Below are 21,129 nucleotides of genomic sequence, written 5' to 3'. Positions count from 1 at the left end.
CACCGAGGCAGCCAGCCCTCGCGATCCGGAAGCTGCTTTCACGCCGACCACTCCTCCTGGCGCCAGGCGGCGTCCCAGAACCGGTACTCGTAGCGCGCCGACGTCTCGAAGCGGTCGCGGTACCGTTCGCGCTCCCGCTCGCTCGCGTCGGCGGCCACGTCGTCCAGCAGGGTCTTGCACCACTCGGTCAGCTCGGTGAACTCCGCGCCGGCGTACGTCTCGATCCAGTCCGCGTATCGGTCGTCGTCGGGCACTCCCCGCCGAGCGAGACGGGTTCCGGTCTCGTTGAAGCCCCACATACAGGGCAACAGCGCGGCGACCAGGTCGCCGAAACTGCCCGTCGACGCGACTCGGACGAGGAAGTCGGTGTAGCCTCGGGTGGTCGGCGAGGGCTCGGTCGCCGCAAGCGCCGATTCGGAGATGCCGAACTCGGCGGCGTACGCGCGGTGGAGGTCCATCTCGTCGGCGATCGTCGACTCGAGGAGCTCGGCGAAGGTCGCCATCCGATCGAGATCCGGCGCCCTCGCGGCCCCGGTGGCGAACACCCGCGCGTACTCGACCAGATAGACGTAATCCTGTCTGACCCAGTATCGGAACGGCTCCTCATCGAGCGTTCCGTCCCCGAGCGCCTCGACCATCGGGTGCGACAGGATGTCGTCCCAGATCGGTTCCGCCACCGACTCGAGATCGGTCGTGAAACTCATGTCCGAAGGTGACGGCATCGAGCGTGATATAACTAACTAATATTACTAAGTAATAACACCGTCCGGTGACGCCGGCTGATCGGCCCCTTTGCACAGATTCAAGCGTGTGCCGTCCGCTATCGAACGGTATGTATCTCGCGGCGGAATCCTGGCCGGACCTCGACGCGTACTTCGAGAACGAATCCCTCGCGCTCGTGCCGCTCGGGTCGACGGAACAGCACGGTCCCCACCTCCCGCTGGCGACCGACCACCTGATCGCGGAGGGGTTCGCGCGGGCGGCCGCCGACCGGACCGGCTTCCTCCGAACGCCGACGATCAACGTCGGGGTGAGCCCGCACCACCGGCAGTTCAACGGCACGATGTGGGTCGACGCGCCCGTCTTTCGGGACTACGTCGAGTCGTTCACCCGGAACCTGGCGTACCACGGGATCGACCGCGTGATCTACGTGAACGCCCACGGCGGAAACGTCGAGCACCTCCGGGAGGTCGGTCGCCGGCTCCGGGACGAGGAGGTCCTGTACGCGGTCGAGTGGATGTGGAACGACTCGATCCCGGAGCTCGTCGACGACCTCTTCGAGCGGAACGGTCCCCACGGGGGGCCCAAGGAAACGGCGCTGATCCAGCATCTGCGCCCGGAGCTCGTCCACGACGACCGTCTCGCCGACGCGCGGGACGGCGGCTTCCCGGAGTTCGAGGCGAGCGAGATGAACCGACACGGCGCGCGAACGTTCTACGACGCCATCGACAACACGGACAACGGCGTCCTCGGCGACCAGACGGACGCGACCGCCGAGAAGGGCGAGCAGTTGTTCGAGGCGGCCACCGACCAGCTCGTCCAGCTCTGCGAGTGGCTCGACGACCAGCCGTTCGAGGATCTGCTGCCGAAAGAGCACGCGTAGCCGCGTGACGCGTTCAGCCAGGCGGATCCATACAGCACGCGACACGGACAGCCACGCGAGCCGAACCGTCACGCTCGCACCCGAAGGGCTAACTGCCTGGATCGTCGAACCCCGTGTATGTCCACGCCGGAGTCGGAGGATCGCTCGTCCCCGACCGGGACGGACGCGCTCCGGTACGAATCGCTGCGGGCCGCCTTCGACCGCGAGGAGCTGGGGCGGCATCTCGCGCTGTTTTACGACACGACGGCGGAGCAGCTCCGGGCGGCCGCTGCCTTCCTCGAGGCCGCGCTCACGAACGACCGGCGGTGTCTCTACCTCGCCGACGCCAACGAGACGGCGACGATCGAGTCGGCCCTCGAGGCGGCCGGGATCGACGTCGACCGGCGGATCGACGCGGGGGACCTCGAGATCGCGGAGGCGAGCGACGTCTACTCGCCCGGAACCTTCGATCCGGACCGAACCGTCGAGCTCCTCGCGGACCGGGCCCGCGAGGCGGACGCGAGCGAGCGTCACGAGGGGCTCTGCGTCGCCGGCGACCTGGAGCTTCCGGACGGGGTCGGACTTCGAGGACGTCCTCGAGTTCGAGGTCGGCTTCGACGAGTGCTGTCCGGACCTCCCGGTGACCGCCCTATGTCAGTACGACCTCGGGCGGTTCACGAACCGGTCGATCGCGGCGGCCGTCTGGACCCACGAGCGGATCGTCTACGCGGATACGCTCTGTGAGAACCCCTTTTACGTTCCGCCCTCGGAGCGGTGCAGCCGGTCGAGTCGGTCGTCCGAAACGGCGGACGGGACCCGGGACGAGTCCCGAATGGACGTGCGGTTGATGCTCGAACAGACCCACGAGCTCGCCCGGGCCCGCCGGCAGGTCTCGCGGCGCGAACAGCGCCTGTCCGTCGTCGACCGGGCGCTCCGGCACAACATCCGCAACGAACTGAACGTCGTCCTCGGCTACCTCGAGCTGTTGCGCGAGGAGGCCGCTCCGGGCTCGACGACCCGGGAGCACGTCGACACCTGCATCGAGTACGCCGAGCGGGTCGTCGATCGGTCCGAGAAGGCCCGCCACATCCAGGGCACGCTCACGGACGAGACGATCGAGTCCGTCGACCCGCTGGCCGAGATCTGGGTCGCGGTCGAGCGCGTCCGCGACCGGTATCCCGACGCGGAGTTCTCCCTGGAGATCGCGGGGGACCCCGTGGCGATCGATTCGGGCGACGACTCCGGCACCGACGCCGACGCGACTGATGTCGACCCCGCCCTCGACCGGGTCATCGCGCACGAGCGGATCGACATCGCGATCGTCGAGCTGCTCGTCAACGCCGTGACCCACCAGGACGGCTCCGACGGACCGCCGGAAGTGTCGATCGCCGTCTCGGCGACGGACGGCGGGTTCCTCGAGCTGTCGGTCTCGAACCCCGGACCGCCGATCCCGGAGGACGACCGGCGCGCGCTGTCGGAGGGAACGGAGACGCCGCTTGAACACGGCGGCGGGATCGGCCTCTGGCTCGTCAAGTGGGTCGTCGACGGCTCCTATGGCGAGATGTCGTTCCCCGACCACGGGACTGGCGAGTCGACGGTCGCGATCAGGCTGCCGCGCGTCGACCGGTGAGTCGGTCACCCTGCGAGACCGGCGAGACGGTTGCGGCGCAGCGCGTCACTCCGTGATGGCGGGCGGCGAGGCGAACTCGACCGTCGTTCCCTCGTACCGGCAGTCCTCGAGGGCGTGTTTGGCGGCGAACCCCGCCTCGTGGGCCGACCGGCCGCGACCGACGCCGACCTTGAAGTCGACGCCGGCCGCCTCGCCGACGTGGTCGATCGCCGCTCGGTAATCGGCCTCGGCCATATCCGGGCAGACCGAGATGATGTTGTCGCCGCCGACGAAGAAGGAGAGCGCCCCGTGTTCCTCCCGGAGGTGTTTCATCAGGGCCGCGTACCCCTGCTCGATCCGGATGAACGAGTCGAACTCGTTGAGCTGGTCGGTGTACTTGCCGGTCGCGTCGTTCACGTCGAAGTGGGCGATCGACAGGTCGTCGTCGCCGGGCACGTCGACGTACTCGCCGGCGAGCACCTCGGTCCGGCTGTGGTCCTGCGCGCTGCCGGCCGCCTGGATCCGCCCGGTCGCGTCCTCGAGCGCGTCGATCGGGCGCTCGGCGACCGAGACGCCGAGGCTGATGGTGACCGGGTAGCGGTTCCGGATCGTCGCCTGGAGCCGTTCGTGGTCGCGGTCGTCGAGGCCGTTCGTCACCGCGACCATGTTGTCGAACCGGGTGAAGAAGGCGTAGCCGTCCCGCGACCCCACGAACTGCGCGACGTCGGCGAACAGTCGCGACTGCATCGTCTGGAGGTCCATCTCGCGCCGCGGCTCGGGGGTGACCGTCCACGGACCGTAGTTGTCGATCTGAACGAGCGTTACCTGGGTGGTCGTCACGATGTCCGTGTATGCGTTCCGGGGTCGTTTGAGGGTTCCGTTATCCACAGAATGGGCCACATCACGGATTCGTGACGGAGACGACCCGTCACTGCCCGACGGCGATCGTTGCCTCTCCCGGCCGCGACAAAACCCCTACTACGCCGGGGCCCCTGGCACCGATATGGACTACGAGGGAGCGGTCCTCGACGTCGACGGCACGGTCGTCCGCGGGGACGAGCCGGTGCCCGGCGCCGCCGAGGGGTACCGCCGGATCCGGGAGGCCGGGATCGATCCGCTGTTCGTCTCGAACAACCCGACGAAGGCCCCGCCGGCGTACGCCGACCGGCTCGCGGCGGCCGGCTTCGCGGTCGCGCCGGATCGGATCGTCACCGCGGGCACCGTCACGGTCGCGTACCTCCGGGAGCGGCATCCCGACGACGACCTCTTCGTGATCGGCGAGTCCGGCCTGTACACCCAGCTCGACGGGGCCGACCTCTCGACGATCGACGACGCCGACGCGGCCGACGCGCTCGTCGCGTCCATCGACCGCGAGTTCGACTACGGCGACCTCCGCGACGCGCTCTGGGCGCTCGAGCGCGACATCCCGTTCATCGGGACCGACCCGGACGTCGTCATCCCGGCGGCCGAGCGGAACGTCCCCGGGTCCGGCGCCGTGATCAACGCGATCGCGGGCGTCGCCGAGCGGGACCCGGACATCACGCTCGGGAAGCCCTCGCAGCCGGCGGTCGAACTCGTCCGGGAGCGGCTGGGCCGCGATCCGGAGCGCTGTCTCGTCGTGGGCGACCGGCTCGACACCGACATCGCATTCGGCGATCGCGCCGGGATGACCACCGTTCTCGTCCGGACCGGCGTCACCGACGACGCGCGGCTGGCCGCGAGCACCCACGAACCGGATTACGTCCTCGATTCGCTGGCGGAGATCGACCGGGTGCTCGAGGACGGACCGAAAAAGCGGTAGGAAGCGGCGCGGCGAATCGCGGTGCCGTCGTCGGGCGTCGGGCCGCGTCGTCGTCGGACGGCGAATCGCGTCGTCGTCAGAACGCGTCGGCGTACGCCGCGATGTCGGCCTGCAGCTCCTCGCGGAGCGCGGAGTGGACGTGACAGATGTCCTCGCCGCGCGCGACGATCTCGTCGAGATCGTCGTCGTCGACGTCGGCCTCGACGTGGAGGTCGAAGGCGATCGACGCCAGGTCGTCGTCATCGTCGAGCTCGGCGGAGGCGTCGATCTGGACCGTGCCGAGGTCCTCGATCCCGCGCTGCTGGGCGCCCACGCGGAACGCCGGGATGTAACAGGAGGCGTACGTCGCGACCAGCGCCGTGTTCGGGTCGGGACCGGTCTCGCCGGTGGCGTCGATCTGGAGGTCGAAGTCGCCGACCTGACTCGTGCACGCGTATCCCTCGTCGCTGACCGTCGTGGTTTCGATGTCGGACATACCGTGCGGACCTCCTCACGAGACGACCTAAAGGGTATCGGCCTCGGGCGGCGGACGTGCGACGATTCGTGGCGCTCGTTACGGTTCGGAGCTCCCGCGACGGTTCGGAGCGCTCGCTACAGCTCGTAGCTCTCGTCGCCCGCGAGGACGACCGGCTCGCTCGGGCCGGCGGTCGCCTCGACCTCGCGGACGAAGTCGTCGGTGTCGATCTCGATCGGCGGGAAGCTGTCGTAATGCATCGGGATGGCGACGTCCGCGCCGAGCCAGTCGGCGGCGATCGCGGCCTGCGCGGGCCCCATCGTGAAGTGGTCGCCGGCGGGCAGCGCGGCGACGTCCGGCTCGAGGAACGGACCGATGACCTCGCGCATCTCGACCATCAGACTCGTGTCGCCGGCGTGGTAGAACGTCGACGCCTCGGCGTCGGACTCCTGGGTCGGCTTCGAGTCGGAGACCACGAATCCGGCCGGCATCCCGGCGGAGGTTCCGTAGCCCGTGTCGATCCCGTTCGAGTGGTCCGCCCGGACCATCGTCACGAAGGCGTCGCCGCACTCGACGGTGCCGCCGAGGTTCATTCCCATTCCGCCGACCGCGCTGTCGTGGCCGAAGGTGTCCTGGACGTAGCCGACCAGCTCGGGCGTGGCCACGAGGGTGGCGTCCTCGTAGCGGTCGACGTCGCCGATGTGGTCGGCGTGACCGTGGGTCAAGAGCAGATAGTCCGGGTCCAGTTCCTCCGGCGAGACGTCCGTTTTCGGGTTGTCGAAGAACGGGTCGATGAGCAGGTCCGTCCCGCCGACCGAAACGTGCCACGTGGAGTGGCCGTGCCAGGTGAGTTCCATATGCGTTCGTGTCATCGGTCGGATGACTAATAAAGGTCGCCGCCCGCTCCGGGAGCGTAACCGAAAAACGGGACGCTCCCGTAGGCTTGGATCTCGGACGGGGGCCGAACGTACTGGGGACGGAGGCCGAACGTACTCGACGTCCGACCGCGACGACACCGGATGCTGCACTCTTAAGGCCGCCGCTCCCGGACGGGAAGGTATGCACACACGGGACCTCTCCGAGCACTCCCCGTACGTTCCCGGACGCGGCGACGAGGAGGTCGCCCGCGAGCTCGGGATCGACCCGGCGGAGCTCGTCACCCTCTCCTCGAACGAGAACCCCCACGGCGCGAGCCCGGACGCGGTCGCCGCGATCCGGGAGCACGCCGAGTCGATCAGCGTCTATCCGAAGTCCTCACACGCCGACCTCATCGCCGAGCTGGCCGCCGAGTGGACCCTCGACGACGAGCAAGTGTGGCTCTCGGCCGGCGCCGACGGCTCGATCGACTATCTCTCCCGCGCGATGCTCGAGCCGGACGACCGGATCCTGGCTCCCGATCCCGGCTTCGCCTACTACGGGATGTCCGCGCGGTACCACCACGGCGAGGTCGCGACCTACGAGCTCGACCCCGCGGACGATTTCGAGCAGACGGCCGAGACCGTCCTCGACGCCTACGCCGGCGAGCGAATGATCTACGTCACCTCGCCGCACAACCCCTCCGGCTCCGTGATGGATCTCGCCGAGGTCCGGCTGCTCGCGGACGCGACCGCCGAGGAGACGCTCGTGGTGGTCGACGAGGCCTACGGCGAGTTCGCGGAGACGCCCTCCGCGGTCGAGCTCTTCGAGGAGCGGGCGGACGTCGCCGTCCTCCGGACGTTCTCGAAGGCCTACGGGCTCGCGGGCCTGCGCGTCGGCTACGCGCTCGTCCCCGAGGCGTGGGCGGACGCCTACGCCCGCGTGAACACGCCCTTCGCCGCGAGCGAGCTGGCCTGCCGGGCGGCGCTGGCCGCCCTGGCCGACGACGAGCACGTCGACCGCTCGATCGAGTCGGCGCGGTGGGGCCGCGAGTACGTCCGCGAGCACGTCGACGCGCCGACGGTCGAGTCGGCCGGCAACTTCGTGCTGATCGAGGTGGGAGACGCCGAGGCGGTGACCGAGGCGCTCCAACGCGAGGGGATCATCGTCCGGGACTGCACCTCCTTCGGCCTGCCCGAGCACGTCCGCGTGACGACCGGCACGCGCGAGGAGACGCGGGCGGCCGTCGAGGCGATCAACGACGTGCTCGCGCGGCTCGAACCGGGTGTCTCGGCCTGATGCGCGTCGCCGTCACCGGCACCCCGGGAACCGGGAAGACGTCCGCGACGCGGCTGCTCGAGTCCGAGGAGGGAGGCGACCACACGGTCATCCACCTCAACGAGCTGATCGAGTCGGACGAGGACCTCTGGACCGAGCGCGACGACGACCGCGGCTCGCTGGTGGCGGACCTCGAGGCGATCGCCGACCGGCTCGGCGACTGGGACGGGATCCTCGAGTCGCATCTCGCACACTACTTCGACGCCGACCGGGTCGTCGTGCTCCGGTGTGCCCCCGAGACCCTCGAGGAGCGGCTGACCGAACGGGGCGAACCGCCGGCGAAGGCGCGGGAGAACGCCGAGAGCGAGGCGCTCGACGTGATCCTCTCCGAGGCGGTCGAGCGCTTCGGGCGCGAGCACGTCCACGAGATCGACACGACCGACGCGGAGCCGGCGGCGGTGGCCGCGGAGATCGAGGCGGTCATCGACGGCGACCGCGAGCCGAGCGCCGGAACGGTCGACTTCACGGGGTATTTATAAACCGATGCGAACGCCGACGGGACCCGGATCGATGCGGACGCCGACGGAACTCGAACGGAGACGGTGGGAGCCGATGACCCGGGAGGGAAGCCGATGACGCTCGACGGCCTGCGACCGCTCGCGAACCGGCTGCTCGGCCCGTGGGTTTCGGCGGCCGACCGGCTCGGGCTGACTCCCGACGGGGTGAGCGTCCTGGCGTTCCTGGCCGCGGTCGCGGCGGGGCTGGCCTTCGCGCTCGCGACGCCGGCCGGCTACCTGGCCGGCGCGGTCCTCGTGTACGTCAACGGCTGGCTCGACCTGGTCGACGGCGCCCTGGCCCGCGAGCAGGGCGTGGAGTCCTCGGGCGGGGACCTCCTCGACCACGTCCTCGACCGGTACGCCGACATCGCGATCCTCGCCGGGCTCGCGGCCGGGATCGGCCGGTACGGGCTCGGCCTCGCGGCGGTCACGGGCGTGCTGATGACCTCCTATCTCGGCACGCAGATCCAGGCGGTCGGGCTCGGCCGGGAGTACGGCGGCCTGCTCGGGCGCGCCGACCGGCTCGCGCTCGTCGGCGTGACGGGCGTCCTCGCGGCGGTCGTTCCCGGCCCGGTCATCTCGGCTGACGCCCTTCCGGAGCCGATCGCCGCCGTCGTGGGGTCCGCGATCGGTCCGGCCGGGATCGGCCTCGTGGCGATCCTCCTCGCGCTGTTCGCCGTCGTGGGACACCTCACCGCGCTCCAGCGGTTCCGGGGCGCCTGGGCGGACCTGTAGCGTCGCATAGCTCACGGCTCCCGGCGCTCCCCCAACCCCGTTACTTAAAAGTCTCGACGGAATACGGGGCGATATGCCGACCTTCGAACTGTCGCTGTCCGACGACGTGTACTCCGAGTTCCAGCAGCTGGCCGAACAGGAGTTCGTCAGCGAGGAGCAGGCGGCCGAGGAGCTCATCGCCTCCGGGATCGAGGCGTACAACGTCACGATCGTCGACGAGGAGCCCCGGGACGAGATGATGGAAAGCGCCGAGAACAACATGTTCGACACCGCCCAGGATCCGGGCAGCATCGAGGACGACCGTTTATAAGGCACGTCGTCGACGACGTCGACGAGGTCGCTCCCGACCACGGTGACGTGCAAGCGACCGAGCGGAGAGCGGTTCGGCCCGACCGACCGGATTTCGTTCGGATCGAACGTTACTGACTACCATAGATATATAAGTCATCGTTCCACTAGGTCGTGGTAGAGGGTACCACGATGCACGGATCCGGGGGGTTCCGAGACGCCGGCACCGAGACCGAACACGAGGCTGAGGCCGAGGCGCTCGTCGAGGAGTTCCTCGATCGGGACCTCATCGACGGAGAAACGGGCGCCGAGCTCCGGCGGCTGCTCGCGGCGGACCGACCCGTCGAGGCGCTGCGAACGGTAACCAAGCGGCGGCGAAAGAAACGATAGTCGGGGCTTGCCGCCGGATCGTCCTGATCCGACGGCGTTCCCGGAGGGACGGCCGGTCGAGCGTCGACCTTTTTAAGCACCCCTCACGAACGGGGGGACGATGCCACAGGGAGACTTCGAGGGTTACGGCGGCCGTCACGTCCCCGACCCGCTCGAGGAACCGCTCGACCGGCTCGCGAACACCTACGACGAGATCGCTGACACGGAATCGTTCCAGGCGGAGCTGCGTCGCCTGCTCGAGGAGTACGCGGGCCGAGCGACGCCCCTCCACCACGCCGAACGGCTGAGCGAGCGCTACGGCGCGGACGTCTACCTCAAGCGGGAGGACCTGCTTCACGGCGGCGCCCACAAGATCAACAACGCGCTCGGGCAGGCCCTGCTCGCCAAGCAGGCGGGCAAGGACCGGCTGATCGCCGAGACGGGCGCGGGCCAACACGGCACCGCGACCGCGATGGTCGGCGCGCTATTGGACCTCGACACGGAGATCTATATGGGCGAAAAGGACGTCGAGCGCCAGCGGATGAACGTCTTCCGGATGCGCCTGATGGGCGCCGAGGTGAACGAGGTGACACGCGGCGGGGCCGGACTGGCCGACGCCGTGGACGCCGCCCTCGAGGACTTCGCCGGGAACGTCGCGGACACCCACTACCTCGTCGGCAGCATCGTCGGTCCCGACCCGTTCCCGCGGATGGTCCGCGACTTCCAGTCGGTCATCGGCCGGGAGGCCCGCGAGCAGTTCCTCGACCGCACCGGCGAGCTGCCGGACGCCGCGGTCGCCTGCGTCGGCGGCGGCTCGAACGCGATCGGCCTGTTCCACGCGTTCCGCGACGACGACGTCGCCCTGTACGGGGCCGAGGGCGGCGGCGAGGGAACCGACTCGAGCCGTCACGCCGCGCCGCTGGCACGCGGCGAGGACGGGGTCATCCACGGGATGAGGACGCGCGTGATCGACGAGGACGTCGAGGTCCACTCGGTCTCCGCCGGGCTCGATTACCCCGGCGTCGGCCCCGAGCACGCGATGTTCCGGGAGCTGGGCCGGGCCGAGTACGTCGGGGTCGACGACGACGCCGCGCTGGCCGCCTTCCGCGAGCTGAGCGAGACGGAGGGGATCATTCCGGCGCTGGAGTCGAGCCACGCGATCGCCCGCGCGATCGAGCTCGCCGAGGCGGGCGAACACGAGACGATCCTCGTGAACCTCTCCGGGCGCGGGGACAAGGACATGGAGACCGCGGCCGAACGGTTCGATCTGTAGCGAGCTGCGGGCTACGGACTACGGGCTGCGAGGGGCTACAGGCTGCGAGCTGCGGACGGAGCCGCCGGCGGAACCGTGACTCAAGCGGCCGTTTGTGCCTCTGGAAGGTACTTATCGGCGAGGGACGAACCGTCGCTCGATGACGACTCCGACGCGACGCGAAGTCCTCCTCGGGATCGGAACGGCAGCCGGCCTCGGCGTCGCCGGCTGCCTCGACGCGCCGACCGACGGGGGCGGAAACGGGACGGACGAGCCACCCGGGACCGACCCCGGCGAGGAAACCCCCACGGATCAGCCGGACCCGCCGAGCGACGGGCCGGTCGAGCGCGTCGGCGACCGCGCGGTCGCGATCGGGTTGCCCGCCGAAAGCGCCGCCCCGCGCTGGGCCAGGGACGCCGCCTCGGGGACGGACCAACTGGTCGGGTACGTGACCCGGTTCGACTCGCCCGCGGGGGTGCAGTGGGTGCTCGAGGACCTCCGGGAGGGCCCCGAACGGAGCGCCGCGATCCGGGAGTTCGTCGACGAGACGGACTTCGGGGACGCGACGCTGCTGTACGTCGGCAGCGTGGGACCCAACACCTGTTATGCCAGGCTCGAGGTCCGGGACGTCCGGGTCGAGTCGGACGCGATCACCGGAACTGCGACGGCTGTGGACACGAGTCGGGGCGACGTCGGCTGCGGGGAGGCCATCACCTACCCCGCCGCGCTCGTCCGGGTGTCGGGGGACGACCTCCCGGCCGGCACCGCCTTCACCGTGACGAACGGCTGGGGCGACGCCGCCACACTCGACGGGACCGACCCGCTCATCGATCCCGCGACGCTTCCGGGCCGGATTCGCCCGCCGACCGACCCGCCCGCGGAGCCGGACGCGCTGCGCTGTTCGGCCGACGACTTCGAGCGACATCCCGCCTGGTTCGACGAGGCCGACGTCGCGTACGGGTCGATCGGGGCCGACGGTGCCGGCGATGGGAGCGAGACCCACGACGATGACGCCGCACCGCCGGATCCGGCCTTCGCGCTTCGCGCACGCGGTCCCGAAGGCTCGGACGACTCGCTTCGGTTCGAACGGGGCGAGACCGTCTCCATCGATCTGGTGAACGTCGCCGGGCGAACCCTGACGACCGGCAATCGACACAAGTACGCCCTCCAGGTCCGGACGAGCGAGGGGTGGACCGACGTCCGCGGCGCGCGCGGGGACCCGGCCCGGTTCGAGTACACCGACGAGGGGGTCGGCCACCCGCCCGGCGAGGGGTTCGAGTGGGCGCTCGAGCTGACCGAGGACGGGGTCGTGGAGGGACACCCGCTCGCGGACCGGCTCACGGTCTGTCCCGACCTCCAGCCCGGACGGTATCGGTTCGCCTACTGGGGCGTTCCGGGAGGAGCGATCGCCGTCACGTTCGACTTCCTGGGGTAGTTGGGTCACGCGAACCGGTCCGGCGCGAGCCGATCGAGCGCCGGCGGGCGGTCGCCGGTCGCGACGTACTCGGCCAACAGGTCCCCCACGACCGGCGCGTAGGTGATCCCCAGCCCGCTCAGTCCGCACGCGAGGTGATAGCCGTCGACCGCGGTGGGACCGACGATCGGCAGTCCGTCCGGGGTGACGGTCCGCAGCCCGACCCACTCGGCGGCGACGTCCGCATCGGCGACGGCCGGCACGAGCCGCGCGGTGGTGTCGGCGACGTCGGCGTAGAACTCGCCGCCGACCGACCGCGGCTCGTCGGGGTCCAGCTCGCTCGCGTCCGCGTACTCGCGCTCGAGACGGCCGGCGAAGACCTGGGACCGGCCCTCGCCGCGAACGTACTGGCCGCTCTCGAACTGCGTGTACGGGAGGGTGCGATCGCCGTCGGTCTCGAGGACCAGGATGCGCCCCTTCGTGTGCCGGAGCGGCGCCGAGACGCCGACCATCCGGTTAAGTCGGGGCGCCCACGGCCCGGCCGCGTTGATCACCACGTCCGCGGCGATCTCGCCGTCGGTCGTCTCGACGGCGGTCACCGCCCCGTTCCGGGTCCGGATCCCGGTCGCCTCGACGCCGGTCCGGATATCGGCGCCGCCCTCGCGCGCCTCGGCGGCCCACTGCGAGACGAGCTCGCCCGGATCGAGGTACCCCTCCTCGGGCGTGTACAGCGCGCCGGCCGTCTCCTCGGGGGCGATCCCGAACGCCTCGAGGTCGGCCGGGTCGAGCAGCTCGACGTCCGGCCCGTGCTCGGCGTACGTCTCGGCGGCGTGCTCGAGCTGCGAGCGATAGGACTCCGTGCGTGCCACCAACAGCGCGCCGATCCGCTCGAAGGAGATCGCGTCCTCGGCGATGCGGTCGGCGTACGTCCGCCAGGCGCGCTCGCGAAGCGACTGCGCGAACGGCGAGGGGTCCGACTCCAGCCACGAGAAGACGGCGATCGACTTCGCCGTCGTCCCGGCGCCCAGCGCGTCCTTCTCGAGGAGGTGGACGTCGGCCGGATGGTCACGAAGCGCCCGGGCCAGCCGCACGCCGACGATCCCGCCACCGATCACCACGACTGACATTACCATGATACTCATCGAGGACCGACATAAAACCCGGGCGCGACGTCCGGAACGGCGGGACGCCGATCAGGACGACTGGGGGCCGCGGTTCCAACCGGGGTCCTGACCGGTGCGATCGATGCGATCGGCCCGACACGCGGGACAGTAGTCGGGGACCGTCGACCGGCTCCGGGGAACGTATACCGCACCGTGACACTCCACGCACGCGTTCGCGACGATGGTCGCACAGTCCGCGCAGACGTTGAAGTCGTCGACCGTGAGATCGCGCAGGGGTTCGAGTCGTTTGTCCAGGATGTACTCGTCGATGACCGCCTGACAGCTTTGGCACGGTTGCATAACGGTGCACGGTCACCGAGGGGACCCCGCGGTATATAACCCGGCCTCGAATCTCGCACCGTCTTCGTCGCGACCCCACACTCGTCCCGGCGCCGGGCAGCCCTCGTCCGGTTCGTGAACGGTCACCATAGCTCGGGCGCCGTTGACCGTCGCGAACCGACCGACGGCGACGGAAATCGCCGACGCAAACCGACGAATCCCCGCCGGCGGGTCGTGGTACCGCGACCCTCGGAAGGGTTATCCCTCGGCGGGGGGTACGTATGATTGCAATGGCAAACGGTAAGGTTGACTTCTTCAACGACACTGGCGGCTACGGTTTCATTTCGACTGACGCGGACGACGTGGACGACGACGAGGACGTCTTCTTCCACATGGAGGACGTCGGCGGTCCGGACCTCGAGGAGGGTCAGGAAGTCGAGTTCGACATCGAATCATCCCCCAAGGGACCCCGCGCGACCAACCTCGTCCGGAACGAGTAACTCCGCGCAGCCGCGTCAGCGGCTTTACTGCGTTTCTTCACACTATTCACCCCGGCGAGTCGCGACGATCGCCGGCGTTTCAGTCGGTTCGCTTAACACCCTCCCCGAATAGTGTCACTCGTAATGGACGCGACGGGTGAGGAGCGAGAGTCCCCGCGGACGGTACGATCGTTCCGGGAGGCGGTCGAGAGCGCCGGCCACTCGATCTACTGGACGGACACGACCGGAACGATCGAGTACGTCAACCCGGCGTTCGAGGAGCAAACGGGGTACACCGCCGCGGAGGCGGTCGGCAACAACGCGAACATCCTCCAGTCCGGCGTCCACGACGACCGGTTCTACGAGCGGCTCTGGGACACGATCCTCGCCGGGGAGACCTGGGAGGGTGAGATAATCAACCAGCGAAAGGACGGCGAGCGGTACGCGGTCAAACAGACGATCTCCCCGGTCACCGACGAAACGGGCGAGATCGTCCGCTTCGTCGCCATCAACGAGGACGTCACCGACCTTCGGGAGTCGCAGGAACAGCTCAAACGGCAACGCGACCGTCTCGCCGACCTGTTCGACGCCGTTCCCGTGCCGCTGGTCCTCGTGGACCTCGAGAACGGCGACCCGGTCGTCAAGCAGGTGAACCGCCGGTTCACGGAGACGTTCGGGTACGCCGGCACGGAGCTGGGCGGGTCCTCGCTCGACGCGTTCATCGCCGACGCGGCGGACGCCGACCGCGTCCGCGAGATCAACGACCGACTGCAGCGGGGCGACCGGGTTCGACGGGAGGTCACGCGAACCACCGCCGACGGCGACCGGCGCACCTTCCTGTTCACCGGATCGCCGCTCGGCGAGGCGACCGACGAGGTCTTGGCGACCTACATCGACGTCACCGACCGGAAGCGAGCGACGGAGAAGCTCGAGCGGAAGACGCAGGAGCTCGAGCGAAAGACCGAGACGCTCGAGGAGTTCGCGAGCGTCGTGAGCCACGACCTTCGCAACCCGCTGAACGTGGCGATGGGCCATCTCGACATCCTTGCGGCCGAGCACGATGACCTCGATGTCGAGCCGATCCGACGGGCCCACGCGCGGATGCAGGAGTTGATCGAGAACGTCCTTATGCTGGCGAAGCAGGGACGACGCGTCGACGAGGTGAGGCCCGTCCCGGTGGCCGACTGCGCGCGCGAGAGCTGGGACACGGTCGAGACGACGAACGCGAGACTCCGGATCGAGGGCTCGCGAACGGTCCAGGCCGACCGCAACCGTCTGCGCCAGCTGTTCGGGAACCTGTTCCGAAACGCGGTCGAACACGGAGCGACGACTTCCCGCGAGCGTCCGAGCGGAACGGACGTCGAACACGGCGATGCGGACGTCACGATCACGGTCGGCGCCACCGACGACGGCTTCTACGTGGAGGACGACGGTCCCGGCATCCCCGAGGAGGAACGCGGCGACGTCTTCCAGGCGGGCCACACGACCGCCGATGACGGCACGGGACTGGGCCTCTCGATCGTCCAGGAGATCGTCGAGGCGCACGGCTGGACCATCGCGGTGACCGAGGGAACCGACGGCGGCGCTCGCTTCGAGATCACCGACGTGAACCCGGACGCGTGAGGGCTCATTCCGGCGTGGATTCGAACGCGTGAGGGCTCATTCCGGCGTGGATTCGAACGCGTGAGGAGTCATCCCGACGCGGATCCGTCCGATCGCGACGACCGTTCCGACGTCGCCCCACCGCCCCCGATCGCATTCCCGAGACGGTGCCCGATGGCGAACAGGGGAACGCCGAGCAGCGCCGTCCCGCCCGACAGCAGCGCCAGCATCGTCGGGGAGACGAACACGACCCCGACCTGCGGAACGAACGGGAGCGCGGCCACGATCGGCCCGAGCGCGGCGACGGCCGGGAAAAGGACGCGGCTGCGGCGTCCCGCACCGGCGAGCACGCCGAACGGGAGGAAGACCAGCGGACCGACCCCGAGCACGAGAAGGGCGCTCGCCGGCGCCCCGAGGACGAGCACGAGCGTCCACGCAAGGACCGAGACCGCAGCCAGCCCCGTGACGTTTCCGTCCGGATCGACGTCAACGGGGACGGGCGCCAGAAGAATGGCCGCGGTGGCCGTCACGAACGTCTGCGGCGCGAGCCCGACGCCGACGAGTCCCAGGACGAGCCAGAGATCGTCGCCGGCGACGAGAGCGGCGATCGCGACGAGTGCGGCGTACAGGCCGACACCCGCGGCGAGCCATCGCGTGACCGTTCGTCCCCGAGCGAGCGCCGGCGGAAGCCGACCGCGTCCGAGCAGCAGCCCGGTCGCGACGAGTCCGAGGAGGACGGCCGGACCCAACGCATACTGGCGGAGCTCGGACTCGATCATTCCGAACGCGTTCAGCCGGACCGCAGCCGCGGTGGCTGCCTGCGCGAGGGGGCCATCCGCGGGAGCGAACGCGACGGTCGCCTCGCGACCCAGCCGGGGGCCGTCGGAGCCTCGGTCGCCATCGACGGTCCGGACGACTCGATTTCCGTCGATCGTGCTGCCGGGCGGCGCGTGCGTGACCGTCGTGTTTGCCGGCCCCGCGACCGTGAGCCTGTCGGCGTTGACGTAGGCCGCGCCGTGTGGGGGCTGGCGCGTGAACTCCGTGAACAGCAGGACGTCGCCCGGGTACCGTTCGGCGGCGTCGGAGACGGCGAACGTGACCGTGACGGTGCGGTCCGCGAGCGCCACCGAGCGGTTCTCCGGCTCGTCCACGACGGTCCGGGACGAGGCGTAGCTCCGGTCGACGACGCGACGCAACAGCGTGCGATTTTCGGCGAACCGGTTCGCGGCGGCCCGGTTCAGGGTGGCGGTGGCCCGCCAGCGGCTCGTTCCGTCGGCTGCGACCCGGACGGTGAGACTGCTCCCCCCGACGGTGGCGTTCACGCCGTCGGCCGCGGCGGCGCGCTCGAACTCCGCCCCGCAGATCCCGCAGACGCCTTCCGGCGGCGGCGCCGCCGAACCTGCCGGGACGAGACCGACGAGCAGTAGCAACACCGCACTTCCGACGAGGACCGCGTGTGGAGGGCGCATCGTCGTTGCAGATCCCTCGCCCCTGGTAAATAGCTGTCTCCGTTCCCGGCGCGCCGTGGCGGCCGAGGACGACCGGGACGGATTGCGCTGTTCGAGAGGCGTACAGTCCGTCAAAACGACGACGTAAACGCCTTGAGTCCGGCCTTGACGAGTTTTGCCTCGCCTTTCTGAAGATGGTTGCTCGCCGTGTTTGGCGCACAGCCTAACTCTTCGGCGATGTCGGCGTGGGTGGCTTCGCGCGGCGTATCGTAGTATCCCAAGTCGACGGCTACTCGGAGCGCCTCCCGTTGTCGGCCGCTCAGCGTTGTTGCCGGGTTCACGTCGGCACTTGGGAACTGCTGAATTGCGTCAATCTGGACGGAAACACTCTCTGGGAGGTCATCAATCGTCGACTGCAGTGTCGCCGGGCCCCCGACGATGTGGCCGTGGATACGGCCATCACGGTAGACGAGTGGTCGCCGAACCACCAGTCCGGTGCGGTCGATCGCGGTTGCGGACCCTCCGAATATTGGTAGCTCCGCGTCACGTAGTTCGATGAGTGCGTACGAGACCCGAGCGTCAGCGGCCGAGAGTTCGACCGATTCGACACCAGTCGTCTCCCGTGCTAAGTCAGCGAACCGGCCTCCATCGCCGGCGATTGCGTAGATATGGGTCGACAGCTCCGAATCGCCGCGGTTCCAGTCGATGGCCCGAGCTTCGTCGTGAGCCTCTGGATCCAGCAAGTACCGCAGGAACGGGGGTGCGCGGTCGATATCTGGACTGACTGTGATCCGGATGTGTTTCATAGCTACTGACGATGTTCTGTATGACGCTCCGTCACGGCTAAAATGCAACCCATCTACCGAGCGTTTCTGTAAATATGGCCCCCTGTTCACCCCCCGGAGCTATCTGTTGCTGTACATCTCCAACATAAACCCGTAGAGTATCATCCACATAACCGCTACTCGGGATGCCCCGTATGTGTTAGATGTGATGGCGACGAACCCAACTACGAACGACATACGATGGCGCACCGCTCTGGCGAGTACCATTCCGGCAACTATCAGTTTGAGGTGACCGAGTCATGAGAGCCGTTCGCTACCACGACTATGGCAGTGCAGACGTACTCCAAGTCGACGAGGTTGACCGGCCGACGCCCGACCGCGACGAAGTCCTGGTCGAAATGCGGGCTGCCAGCGTCAATCGTGTCGACGTGATGTTCCGTTCCGGTCAGTACGGCAACCTCCCGCTCCCGTCGATTCCTGGCGGTGACGGTGCAGGAGTCGTTGCGGCGGTCGGCGAGGACGTCGAGGCGTTCGATCCAGGTGATCGAGTCTTCGCATCCGGCATGGATCGTGCCGAGGGCGGCACCTTCGCCGAGTACGCCGCAATCCCGGCGGAGAAACTGGCGCGTCTGCCGGAAAACGTGTCCTGGACCGCCGGGGGTGCCATCGGCAACGTCGGTGCCACTGCCCGAACGGCACTGGAGGGACTCGCCGGCATACAGGCCGGTGACCGGGTCCTCATCCACGGCGGTTCCGGCGGTGTTGGCCACGCCGCAGTCCAGATTGCTGCACACAGCGGGGCGGAGGTCATCACGACGGCTGGGTCGGAGGATGCTCGGGCCCGGCTCACTGATCTCGGGGCGTCTGTCGCGTTGGACTACGAGAGCGACTCACTCGCCGAGGACATTCTCGCCGCGACCGACGGTGCTGGGGTCGAAACAGTCCTCGACCATCGGCTCGAGGAGTATCTCGACCTCGATTTGTCGGTCGTCACCGAGGGCGGGACAATCATCAGCACGATGGGTCACATCCCTGAGACGAACGGTCGGCCCCTCTACAACAAAGAAGTGACCATCCAGCCGCTCAAGATGGATAACCATCCGACTCGACAGCCGGTGCTGGAACGACTCGCCCGGTTGATGAGACGGGACGTCTTGACGCCTGTCGTCGCCGACACGTACGCGTTCGAGGACACCGCTCGGGCCCACCAAGAGATGCTTGCCGGCGGGTACGTGGGGAAACTCGTCGTAACCCCGTGACCATCGAATGATAATACCGCTGGCCTATGATTAGTTGGAGCTCCGCCACTCAGTAGATCACAGGATCGATCAACCCATGGATTCCCTCGTGCTTCACAACGGAACGATCGTTACCGTCGATGGAGACAGCCGTATCATCAAAAACGGGACCGTTCGAGTCGGCAGCGACGGTCAGATTACCGCCGTCGAACCGTCGTCCGCTGACACAACACCGGCAGACGCAGATCGGGTGATCGATGTCGACGGACAGATCGTGATCCCGGGCTTGATCGATGCCCATCGCCATACTGATTTCACCCTCGTTCAGGGTCTGTTCAGCGAACTACAGGGCGGTGAGCTCCTGAAAGAGGCGATCGCCCTGTATCATCGTGCAGAGGCCGACCTCGATGACGCGTTTTTCGAAGCCGCCTGGCGACTCGCGTCGCTCCGGCAACTCTCACACGGCGTGACCACGGTCAACGCGATGGACTTCACTCCCGAGCTCGGAGCCGAGACGTTAGGCGAGGCCGGTCTCCGAGGGGTCATCGGCCCCGAGTTGGCCGACCTCATCAAACCAGCCGGTCCAGAGACACAGCTTGCGGAGGCACGAGAATTCATCGAGAAGTACCACGGAACCTACGATGGACGGATTGCGGCGAGCATCGCCCCCGGCGGTGAGGCCGGCTGTTCAAGGGATCTCTGGGAGGGCATCGCTGAACTCCGGACAGAGTATCCGGACCTTCAGCTCCATACGCACATATACGATTCACCGGAGGCCGACACGATGGCCGCCGGAAGCGGCGCTGACGACACACTTGCGCTTCTGGAGGCCCACGGGCTGTTGAACGACCGGACGCTGCTCACACACGTGCTGCACGCAGGACGTGAGGAGGCTCGACGGATCGCTGAATCGGGCGCACACGTCCTCCACTGTCCAACGATCTACAGCTATTTCCGAGCCGGCGAGCAGGCGTGGTTCCCGCTCCCGGCGTTACAGGAACACGGCGTGAACGTCGCCATCGGTCTGGACGATCCGTTCTGGTTCGACTCCTGGGACCTCCTACAGGAGGCAAAACACGCCCGATTGCTGGCGAACTACGAGTACGGTGCCCAGCAGTGGACCTCCTACGAGCTGCTCAAGACGGTGACGATCAACGGGGCACGCGCGCTCGGACTGGCCGATGAGGTCGGAAGCCTCGAAGTCGGTAAGCGCGCTGATCTCGTCGTTCTCGATCCGAAGCCTGCACGGCATCTGCCGTTCAGCAACCTCCCATCCGTGGTGATGAACACGCTGACCGGCGGAGACGTTGCGACAGTGATCGTCGACGGCGAGGTATTGATGTACGAGGGGACTGTCGACTCCATGGATCCGGAGTCAGTCATCACGGCTGCCGAAGACGCCCGTGATCGATTGCAGGACACGACCGGGTGGGCCACCTCGCTCGCTGGAAGTTCACCGCCGGAGACATCAATCGCTCGCCGGATCGCCGCTCGTCCGACCCTGCGCGTGCTCAAACAGTACGGGCAGGGATTTCTGTCCGAACACCTGCCGTAAGGACGGGCGTGTCTCCCTTGGAAAATGTCCCGCCCTGTGACCGCATCTGTATTGAGACACCCATCTCAACTCTCCTGGGTCCCAGGCTTCCCCTTCGAACAGTAAAACGGATCAAACGATACCTGCCAGCCGACGTGAACGAGATAACTGCAACCTGATCACAGTTCGCGCGCAGGGTCGGACCGATCCCACGGAGTGCCTGCCGTACGTAGCGTGCAATGACGGCTGGTGATACTCGCCGCCAGAGACTCGATTCCGGTGGCCGACACGAGCCAAGAGTCGCGTCCCATCCTGTCGCTTGGAGAAAGCGATCGAACTCCCGGCGAGCAGTTGTGACGACGCTTGACACATCCATCGACCGAACCTCCCCGTCATGAACAAGTATC

At 68.2% G+C, this 21,129-nt stretch carries 22 protein-coding genes and 1 pseudogene; 15 read left to right on the top strand and 8 right to left on the bottom strand.

Features of this window, described 5'->3' with window-relative positions; all coding sequences use genetic code 11:
* Positions 1-38 precede the first annotated feature (38 nt).
* Positions 39-704 carry a thiaminase II gene (gene tenA, locus BLV25_RS07195; RefSeq protein WP_021074133.1) on the bottom strand — a complete coding sequence of 222 codons (666 nt, stop codon included), beginning with the start codon at positions 702-704 and terminating at the stop codon, positions 39-41.
* Between the two features lie 128 nt (positions 705-832).
* Between tenA and BLV25_RS07190 the strand changes: the two genes are divergently transcribed.
* The 3 genes and pseudogenes from BLV25_RS07190 to BLV25_RS17320 all read left to right on the top strand — a co-directional run bounded on the left by BLV25_RS07190 (position 833) and on the right by BLV25_RS17320 (position 3,212).
* Positions 833-1,603, top strand: coding sequence for a creatininase family protein (locus BLV25_RS07190; protein ID WP_021074132.1), 771 nt, complete (start codon positions 833-835; stop codon positions 1,601-1,603).
* A gap of 117 nt (positions 1,604-1,720) precedes the next feature.
* A pseudogene (locus BLV25_RS17820) lies at positions 1,721-2,234 on the top strand (MEDS domain-containing protein); the annotation flags it as partial.
* A 180-nt stretch (positions 2,235-2,414) separates the two neighbouring features.
* The gene (locus BLV25_RS17320; RefSeq protein ID WP_143114398.1) at positions 2,415-3,212 is read left to right on the top strand and encodes a sensor histidine kinase; all 798 of its coding nucleotides are present in this window, start codon (positions 2,415-2,417) and stop codon (positions 3,210-3,212) included.
* 45 nt (positions 3,213-3,257) lie between these two features.
* Here the strand turns inward: BLV25_RS17320 and BLV25_RS07180 are convergent, their stop codons facing one another.
* The gene (locus BLV25_RS07180) at positions 3,258-4,031 is read right to left on the bottom strand and encodes a GTP cyclohydrolase III (RefSeq protein WP_039401600.1); all 774 of its coding nucleotides are present in this window, start codon (positions 4,029-4,031) and stop codon (positions 3,258-3,260) included.
* Between the two features lie 163 nt (positions 4,032-4,194).
* Here BLV25_RS07180 and BLV25_RS07175 point away from each other — a divergent pair, with 163 nt between their 5' ends.
* A complete protein-coding gene (locus BLV25_RS07175) occupies positions 4,195-4,992 on the top strand; it encodes an HAD-IIA family hydrolase (protein ID WP_092731797.1) in 798 nt (265 codons plus the stop codon).
* A 76-nt stretch (positions 4,993-5,068) separates the two neighbouring features.
* On the opposite strand, the gene BLV25_RS07170 is transcribed toward BLV25_RS07175, so the two are convergent.
* Together BLV25_RS07170 and BLV25_RS07165 are read right to left on the bottom strand one after the other, a co-directional pair.
* Positions 5,069-5,467 carry an OsmC family protein gene (locus tag BLV25_RS07170; protein WP_021074128.1) on the bottom strand — a complete coding sequence of 133 codons (399 nt, stop codon included), beginning with the start codon at positions 5,465-5,467 and terminating at the stop codon, positions 5,069-5,071.
* Positions 5,468-5,583: 116 nt separating this feature from the next.
* Positions 5,584-6,303: a metal-dependent hydrolase gene (locus BLV25_RS07165; RefSeq protein WP_021074127.1), complete on the bottom strand. Its 720-nt coding sequence runs from the start codon at positions 6,301-6,303 to the stop codon at positions 5,584-5,586.
* 202 nt (positions 6,304-6,505) lie between these two features.
* Between BLV25_RS07165 and hisC the strand changes: the two genes are divergently transcribed.
* The 7 genes from hisC to BLV25_RS07130 all read left to right on the top strand — a co-directional run bounded on the left by hisC (position 6,506) and on the right by BLV25_RS07130 (position 12,215).
* A complete protein-coding gene (gene hisC, locus BLV25_RS07160; protein ID WP_092731794.1) occupies positions 6,506-7,600 on the top strand; it encodes a histidinol-phosphate transaminase in 1,095 nt (364 codons plus the stop codon).
* Positions 7,600-8,118, top strand: coding sequence for an adenylate kinase family protein (locus BLV25_RS07155; protein WP_021074125.1), 519 nt, complete (start codon positions 7,600-7,602; stop codon positions 8,116-8,118). Before hisC ends, BLV25_RS07155 begins: the two co-directional genes overlap by 1 nt.
* Positions 8,119-8,211: 93 nt before the next feature.
* Positions 8,212-8,871: a CDP-alcohol phosphatidyltransferase family protein gene (locus BLV25_RS07150; RefSeq protein WP_092731791.1), complete on the top strand. Its 660-nt coding sequence runs from the start codon at positions 8,212-8,214 to the stop codon at positions 8,869-8,871.
* A 73-nt stretch (positions 8,872-8,944) separates the two neighbouring features.
* Positions 8,945-9,181, top strand: coding sequence for a hypothetical protein (locus tag BLV25_RS07145; protein ID WP_021074122.1), 237 nt, complete (start codon positions 8,945-8,947; stop codon positions 9,179-9,181).
* 152 nt (positions 9,182-9,333) lie between these two features.
* Positions 9,334-9,549 (top strand): hypothetical protein, encoded by a 216-nt coding sequence (locus BLV25_RS07140; protein WP_143114397.1) that lies wholly within the window; start codon positions 9,334-9,336, stop codon positions 9,547-9,549.
* Positions 9,550-9,649: 100 nt separating this feature from the next.
* Positions 9,650-10,801 carry a tryptophan synthase subunit beta gene (gene trpB / locus BLV25_RS07135; RefSeq protein WP_092731783.1) on the top strand — a complete coding sequence of 384 codons (1,152 nt, stop codon included), beginning with the start codon at positions 9,650-9,652 and terminating at the stop codon, positions 10,799-10,801.
* Between the two features lie 139 nt (positions 10,802-10,940).
* Positions 10,941-12,215 carry a hypothetical protein gene (locus BLV25_RS07130; protein ID WP_092731780.1) on the top strand — a complete coding sequence of 425 codons (1,275 nt, stop codon included), beginning with the start codon at positions 10,941-10,943 and terminating at the stop codon, positions 12,213-12,215.
* A gap of 5 nt (positions 12,216-12,220) precedes the next feature.
* Here the strand turns inward: BLV25_RS07130 and BLV25_RS07125 are convergent, their stop codons facing one another.
* The gene (locus BLV25_RS07125) at positions 12,221-13,321 is read right to left on the bottom strand and encodes an NAD(P)/FAD-dependent oxidoreductase (protein ID WP_176819448.1); all 1,101 of its coding nucleotides are present in this window, start codon (positions 13,319-13,321) and stop codon (positions 12,221-12,223) included.
* A 66-nt stretch (positions 13,322-13,387) separates the two neighbouring features.
* Positions 13,388-13,657, bottom strand: coding sequence for a DUF7571 family protein (locus BLV25_RS07120; RefSeq protein WP_021074117.1), 270 nt, complete (start codon positions 13,655-13,657; stop codon positions 13,388-13,390).
* Positions 13,658-13,926: 269 nt separating this feature from the next.
* Between BLV25_RS07120 and BLV25_RS07115 the strand changes: the two genes are divergently transcribed.
* Together BLV25_RS07115 and BLV25_RS07110 are read left to right on the top strand one after the other, a co-directional pair.
* A complete protein-coding gene (locus BLV25_RS07115; RefSeq protein WP_021074116.1) occupies positions 13,927-14,136 on the top strand; it encodes a cold-shock protein in 210 nt (69 codons plus the stop codon).
* A 123-nt stretch (positions 14,137-14,259) separates the two neighbouring features.
* Positions 14,260-15,738: a PAS domain S-box protein gene (locus tag BLV25_RS07110; protein ID WP_021074115.1), complete on the top strand. Its 1,479-nt coding sequence runs from the start codon at positions 14,260-14,262 to the stop codon at positions 15,736-15,738.
* Between the two features lie 68 nt (positions 15,739-15,806).
* On the opposite strand, the gene BLV25_RS07105 is transcribed toward BLV25_RS07110, so the two are convergent.
* Positions 15,807-17,186, bottom strand: a complete 1,380-nt coding sequence (locus BLV25_RS07105; protein WP_021074114.1) for a hypothetical protein — start codon at positions 17,184-17,186, stop codon at positions 15,807-15,809.
* 110 nt (positions 17,187-17,296) lie between these two features.
* On the bottom strand, positions 17,297-17,971 hold the full coding sequence (locus tag BLV25_RS07100; RefSeq protein ID WP_021074113.1) for a helix-turn-helix domain-containing protein: 675 nt from the start codon (positions 17,969-17,971) through the stop codon (positions 17,297-17,299).
* Between the two features lie 278 nt (positions 17,972-18,249).
* On the opposite strand from BLV25_RS07100, the gene BLV25_RS07095 reads away from it, so the two are divergent.
* Together BLV25_RS07095 and BLV25_RS07090 are read left to right on the top strand one after the other, a co-directional pair.
* Positions 18,250-19,209 carry a quinone oxidoreductase family protein gene (locus tag BLV25_RS07095; protein ID WP_021074111.1) on the top strand — a complete coding sequence of 320 codons (960 nt, stop codon included), beginning with the start codon at positions 18,250-18,252 and terminating at the stop codon, positions 19,207-19,209.
* Positions 19,210-19,285: 76 nt separating this feature from the next.
* A complete protein-coding gene (locus BLV25_RS07090) occupies positions 19,286-20,743 on the top strand; it encodes an amidohydrolase family protein (RefSeq protein WP_092731774.1) in 1,458 nt (485 codons plus the stop codon).
* Positions 20,744-21,129: the final 386 nt, after the last annotated feature.

Source organism: Halopenitus persicus (genome assembly GCF_900107205.1).
Taxonomy (GTDB): domain Archaea; phylum Halobacteriota; class Halobacteria; order Halobacteriales; family Haloferacaceae; genus Halopenitus; species Halopenitus persicus.
Note: the sequence above shows the minus strand (reverse complement) of the source record. Positions and strands in the feature narration are given on the sequence as shown.

Coding starts and splice junctions, on each gene's coding strand:
- tenA (WP_021074133.1), bottom strand. CDS start 704: ATGAGTTTCACGACCGATCTCGAGTCGGTGGCGGAACCGATCTGGGAC.
- BLV25_RS07190 (WP_021074132.1), top strand. CDS start 833: ATGTATCTCGCGGCGGAATCCTGGCCGGACCTCGACGCGTACTTCGAG.
- BLV25_RS17320 (WP_143114398.1), top strand. CDS start 2,415: ATGGACGTGCGGTTGATGCTCGAACAGACCCACGAGCTCGCCCGGGCC.
- BLV25_RS07175 (WP_092731797.1), top strand. CDS start 4,195: ATGGACTACGAGGGAGCGGTCCTCGACGTCGACGGCACGGTCGTCCGC.
- BLV25_RS07170 (WP_021074128.1), bottom strand. CDS start 5,467: ATGTCCGACATCGAAACCACGACGGTCAGCGACGAGGGATACGCGTGC.
- BLV25_RS07165 (WP_021074127.1), bottom strand. CDS start 6,303: ATGGAACTCACCTGGCACGGCCACTCCACGTGGCACGTTTCGGTCGGC.
- hisC (WP_092731794.1), top strand. CDS start 6,506: ATGCACACACGGGACCTCTCCGAGCACTCCCCGTACGTTCCCGGACGC.
- BLV25_RS07155 (WP_021074125.1), top strand. CDS start 7,600: ATGCGCGTCGCCGTCACCGGCACCCCGGGAACCGGGAAGACGTCCGCG.
- BLV25_RS07150 (WP_092731791.1), top strand. CDS start 8,212: ATGACGCTCGACGGCCTGCGACCGCTCGCGAACCGGCTGCTCGGCCCG.
- BLV25_RS07145 (WP_021074122.1), top strand. CDS start 8,945: ATGCCGACCTTCGAACTGTCGCTGTCCGACGACGTGTACTCCGAGTTC.
- trpB (WP_092731783.1), top strand. CDS start 9,650: ATGCCACAGGGAGACTTCGAGGGTTACGGCGGCCGTCACGTCCCCGAC.
- BLV25_RS07130 (WP_092731780.1), top strand. CDS start 10,941: ATGACGACTCCGACGCGACGCGAAGTCCTCCTCGGGATCGGAACGGCA.
- BLV25_RS07125 (WP_176819448.1), bottom strand. CDS start 13,321: ATGTCAGTCGTGGTGATCGGTGGCGGGATCGTCGGCGTGCGGCTGGCC.
- BLV25_RS07120 (WP_021074117.1), bottom strand. CDS start 13,657: ATGCAACCGTGCCAAAGCTGTCAGGCGGTCATCGACGAGTACATCCTG.
- BLV25_RS07115 (WP_021074116.1), top strand. CDS start 13,927: ATGGCAAACGGTAAGGTTGACTTCTTCAACGACACTGGCGGCTACGGT.
- BLV25_RS07110 (WP_021074115.1), top strand. CDS start 14,260: ATGGACGCGACGGGTGAGGAGCGAGAGTCCCCGCGGACGGTACGATCG.
- BLV25_RS07105 (WP_021074114.1), bottom strand. CDS start 17,186: ATGCGCCCTCCACACGCGGTCCTCGTCGGAAGTGCGGTGTTGCTACTG.
- BLV25_RS07100 (WP_021074113.1), bottom strand. CDS start 17,971: ATGAAACACATCCGGATCACAGTCAGTCCAGATATCGACCGCGCACCC.
- BLV25_RS07095 (WP_021074111.1), top strand. CDS start 18,250: ATGAGAGCCGTTCGCTACCACGACTATGGCAGTGCAGACGTACTCCAA.
- BLV25_RS07090 (WP_092731774.1), top strand. CDS start 19,286: ATGGATTCCCTCGTGCTTCACAACGGAACGATCGTTACCGTCGATGGA.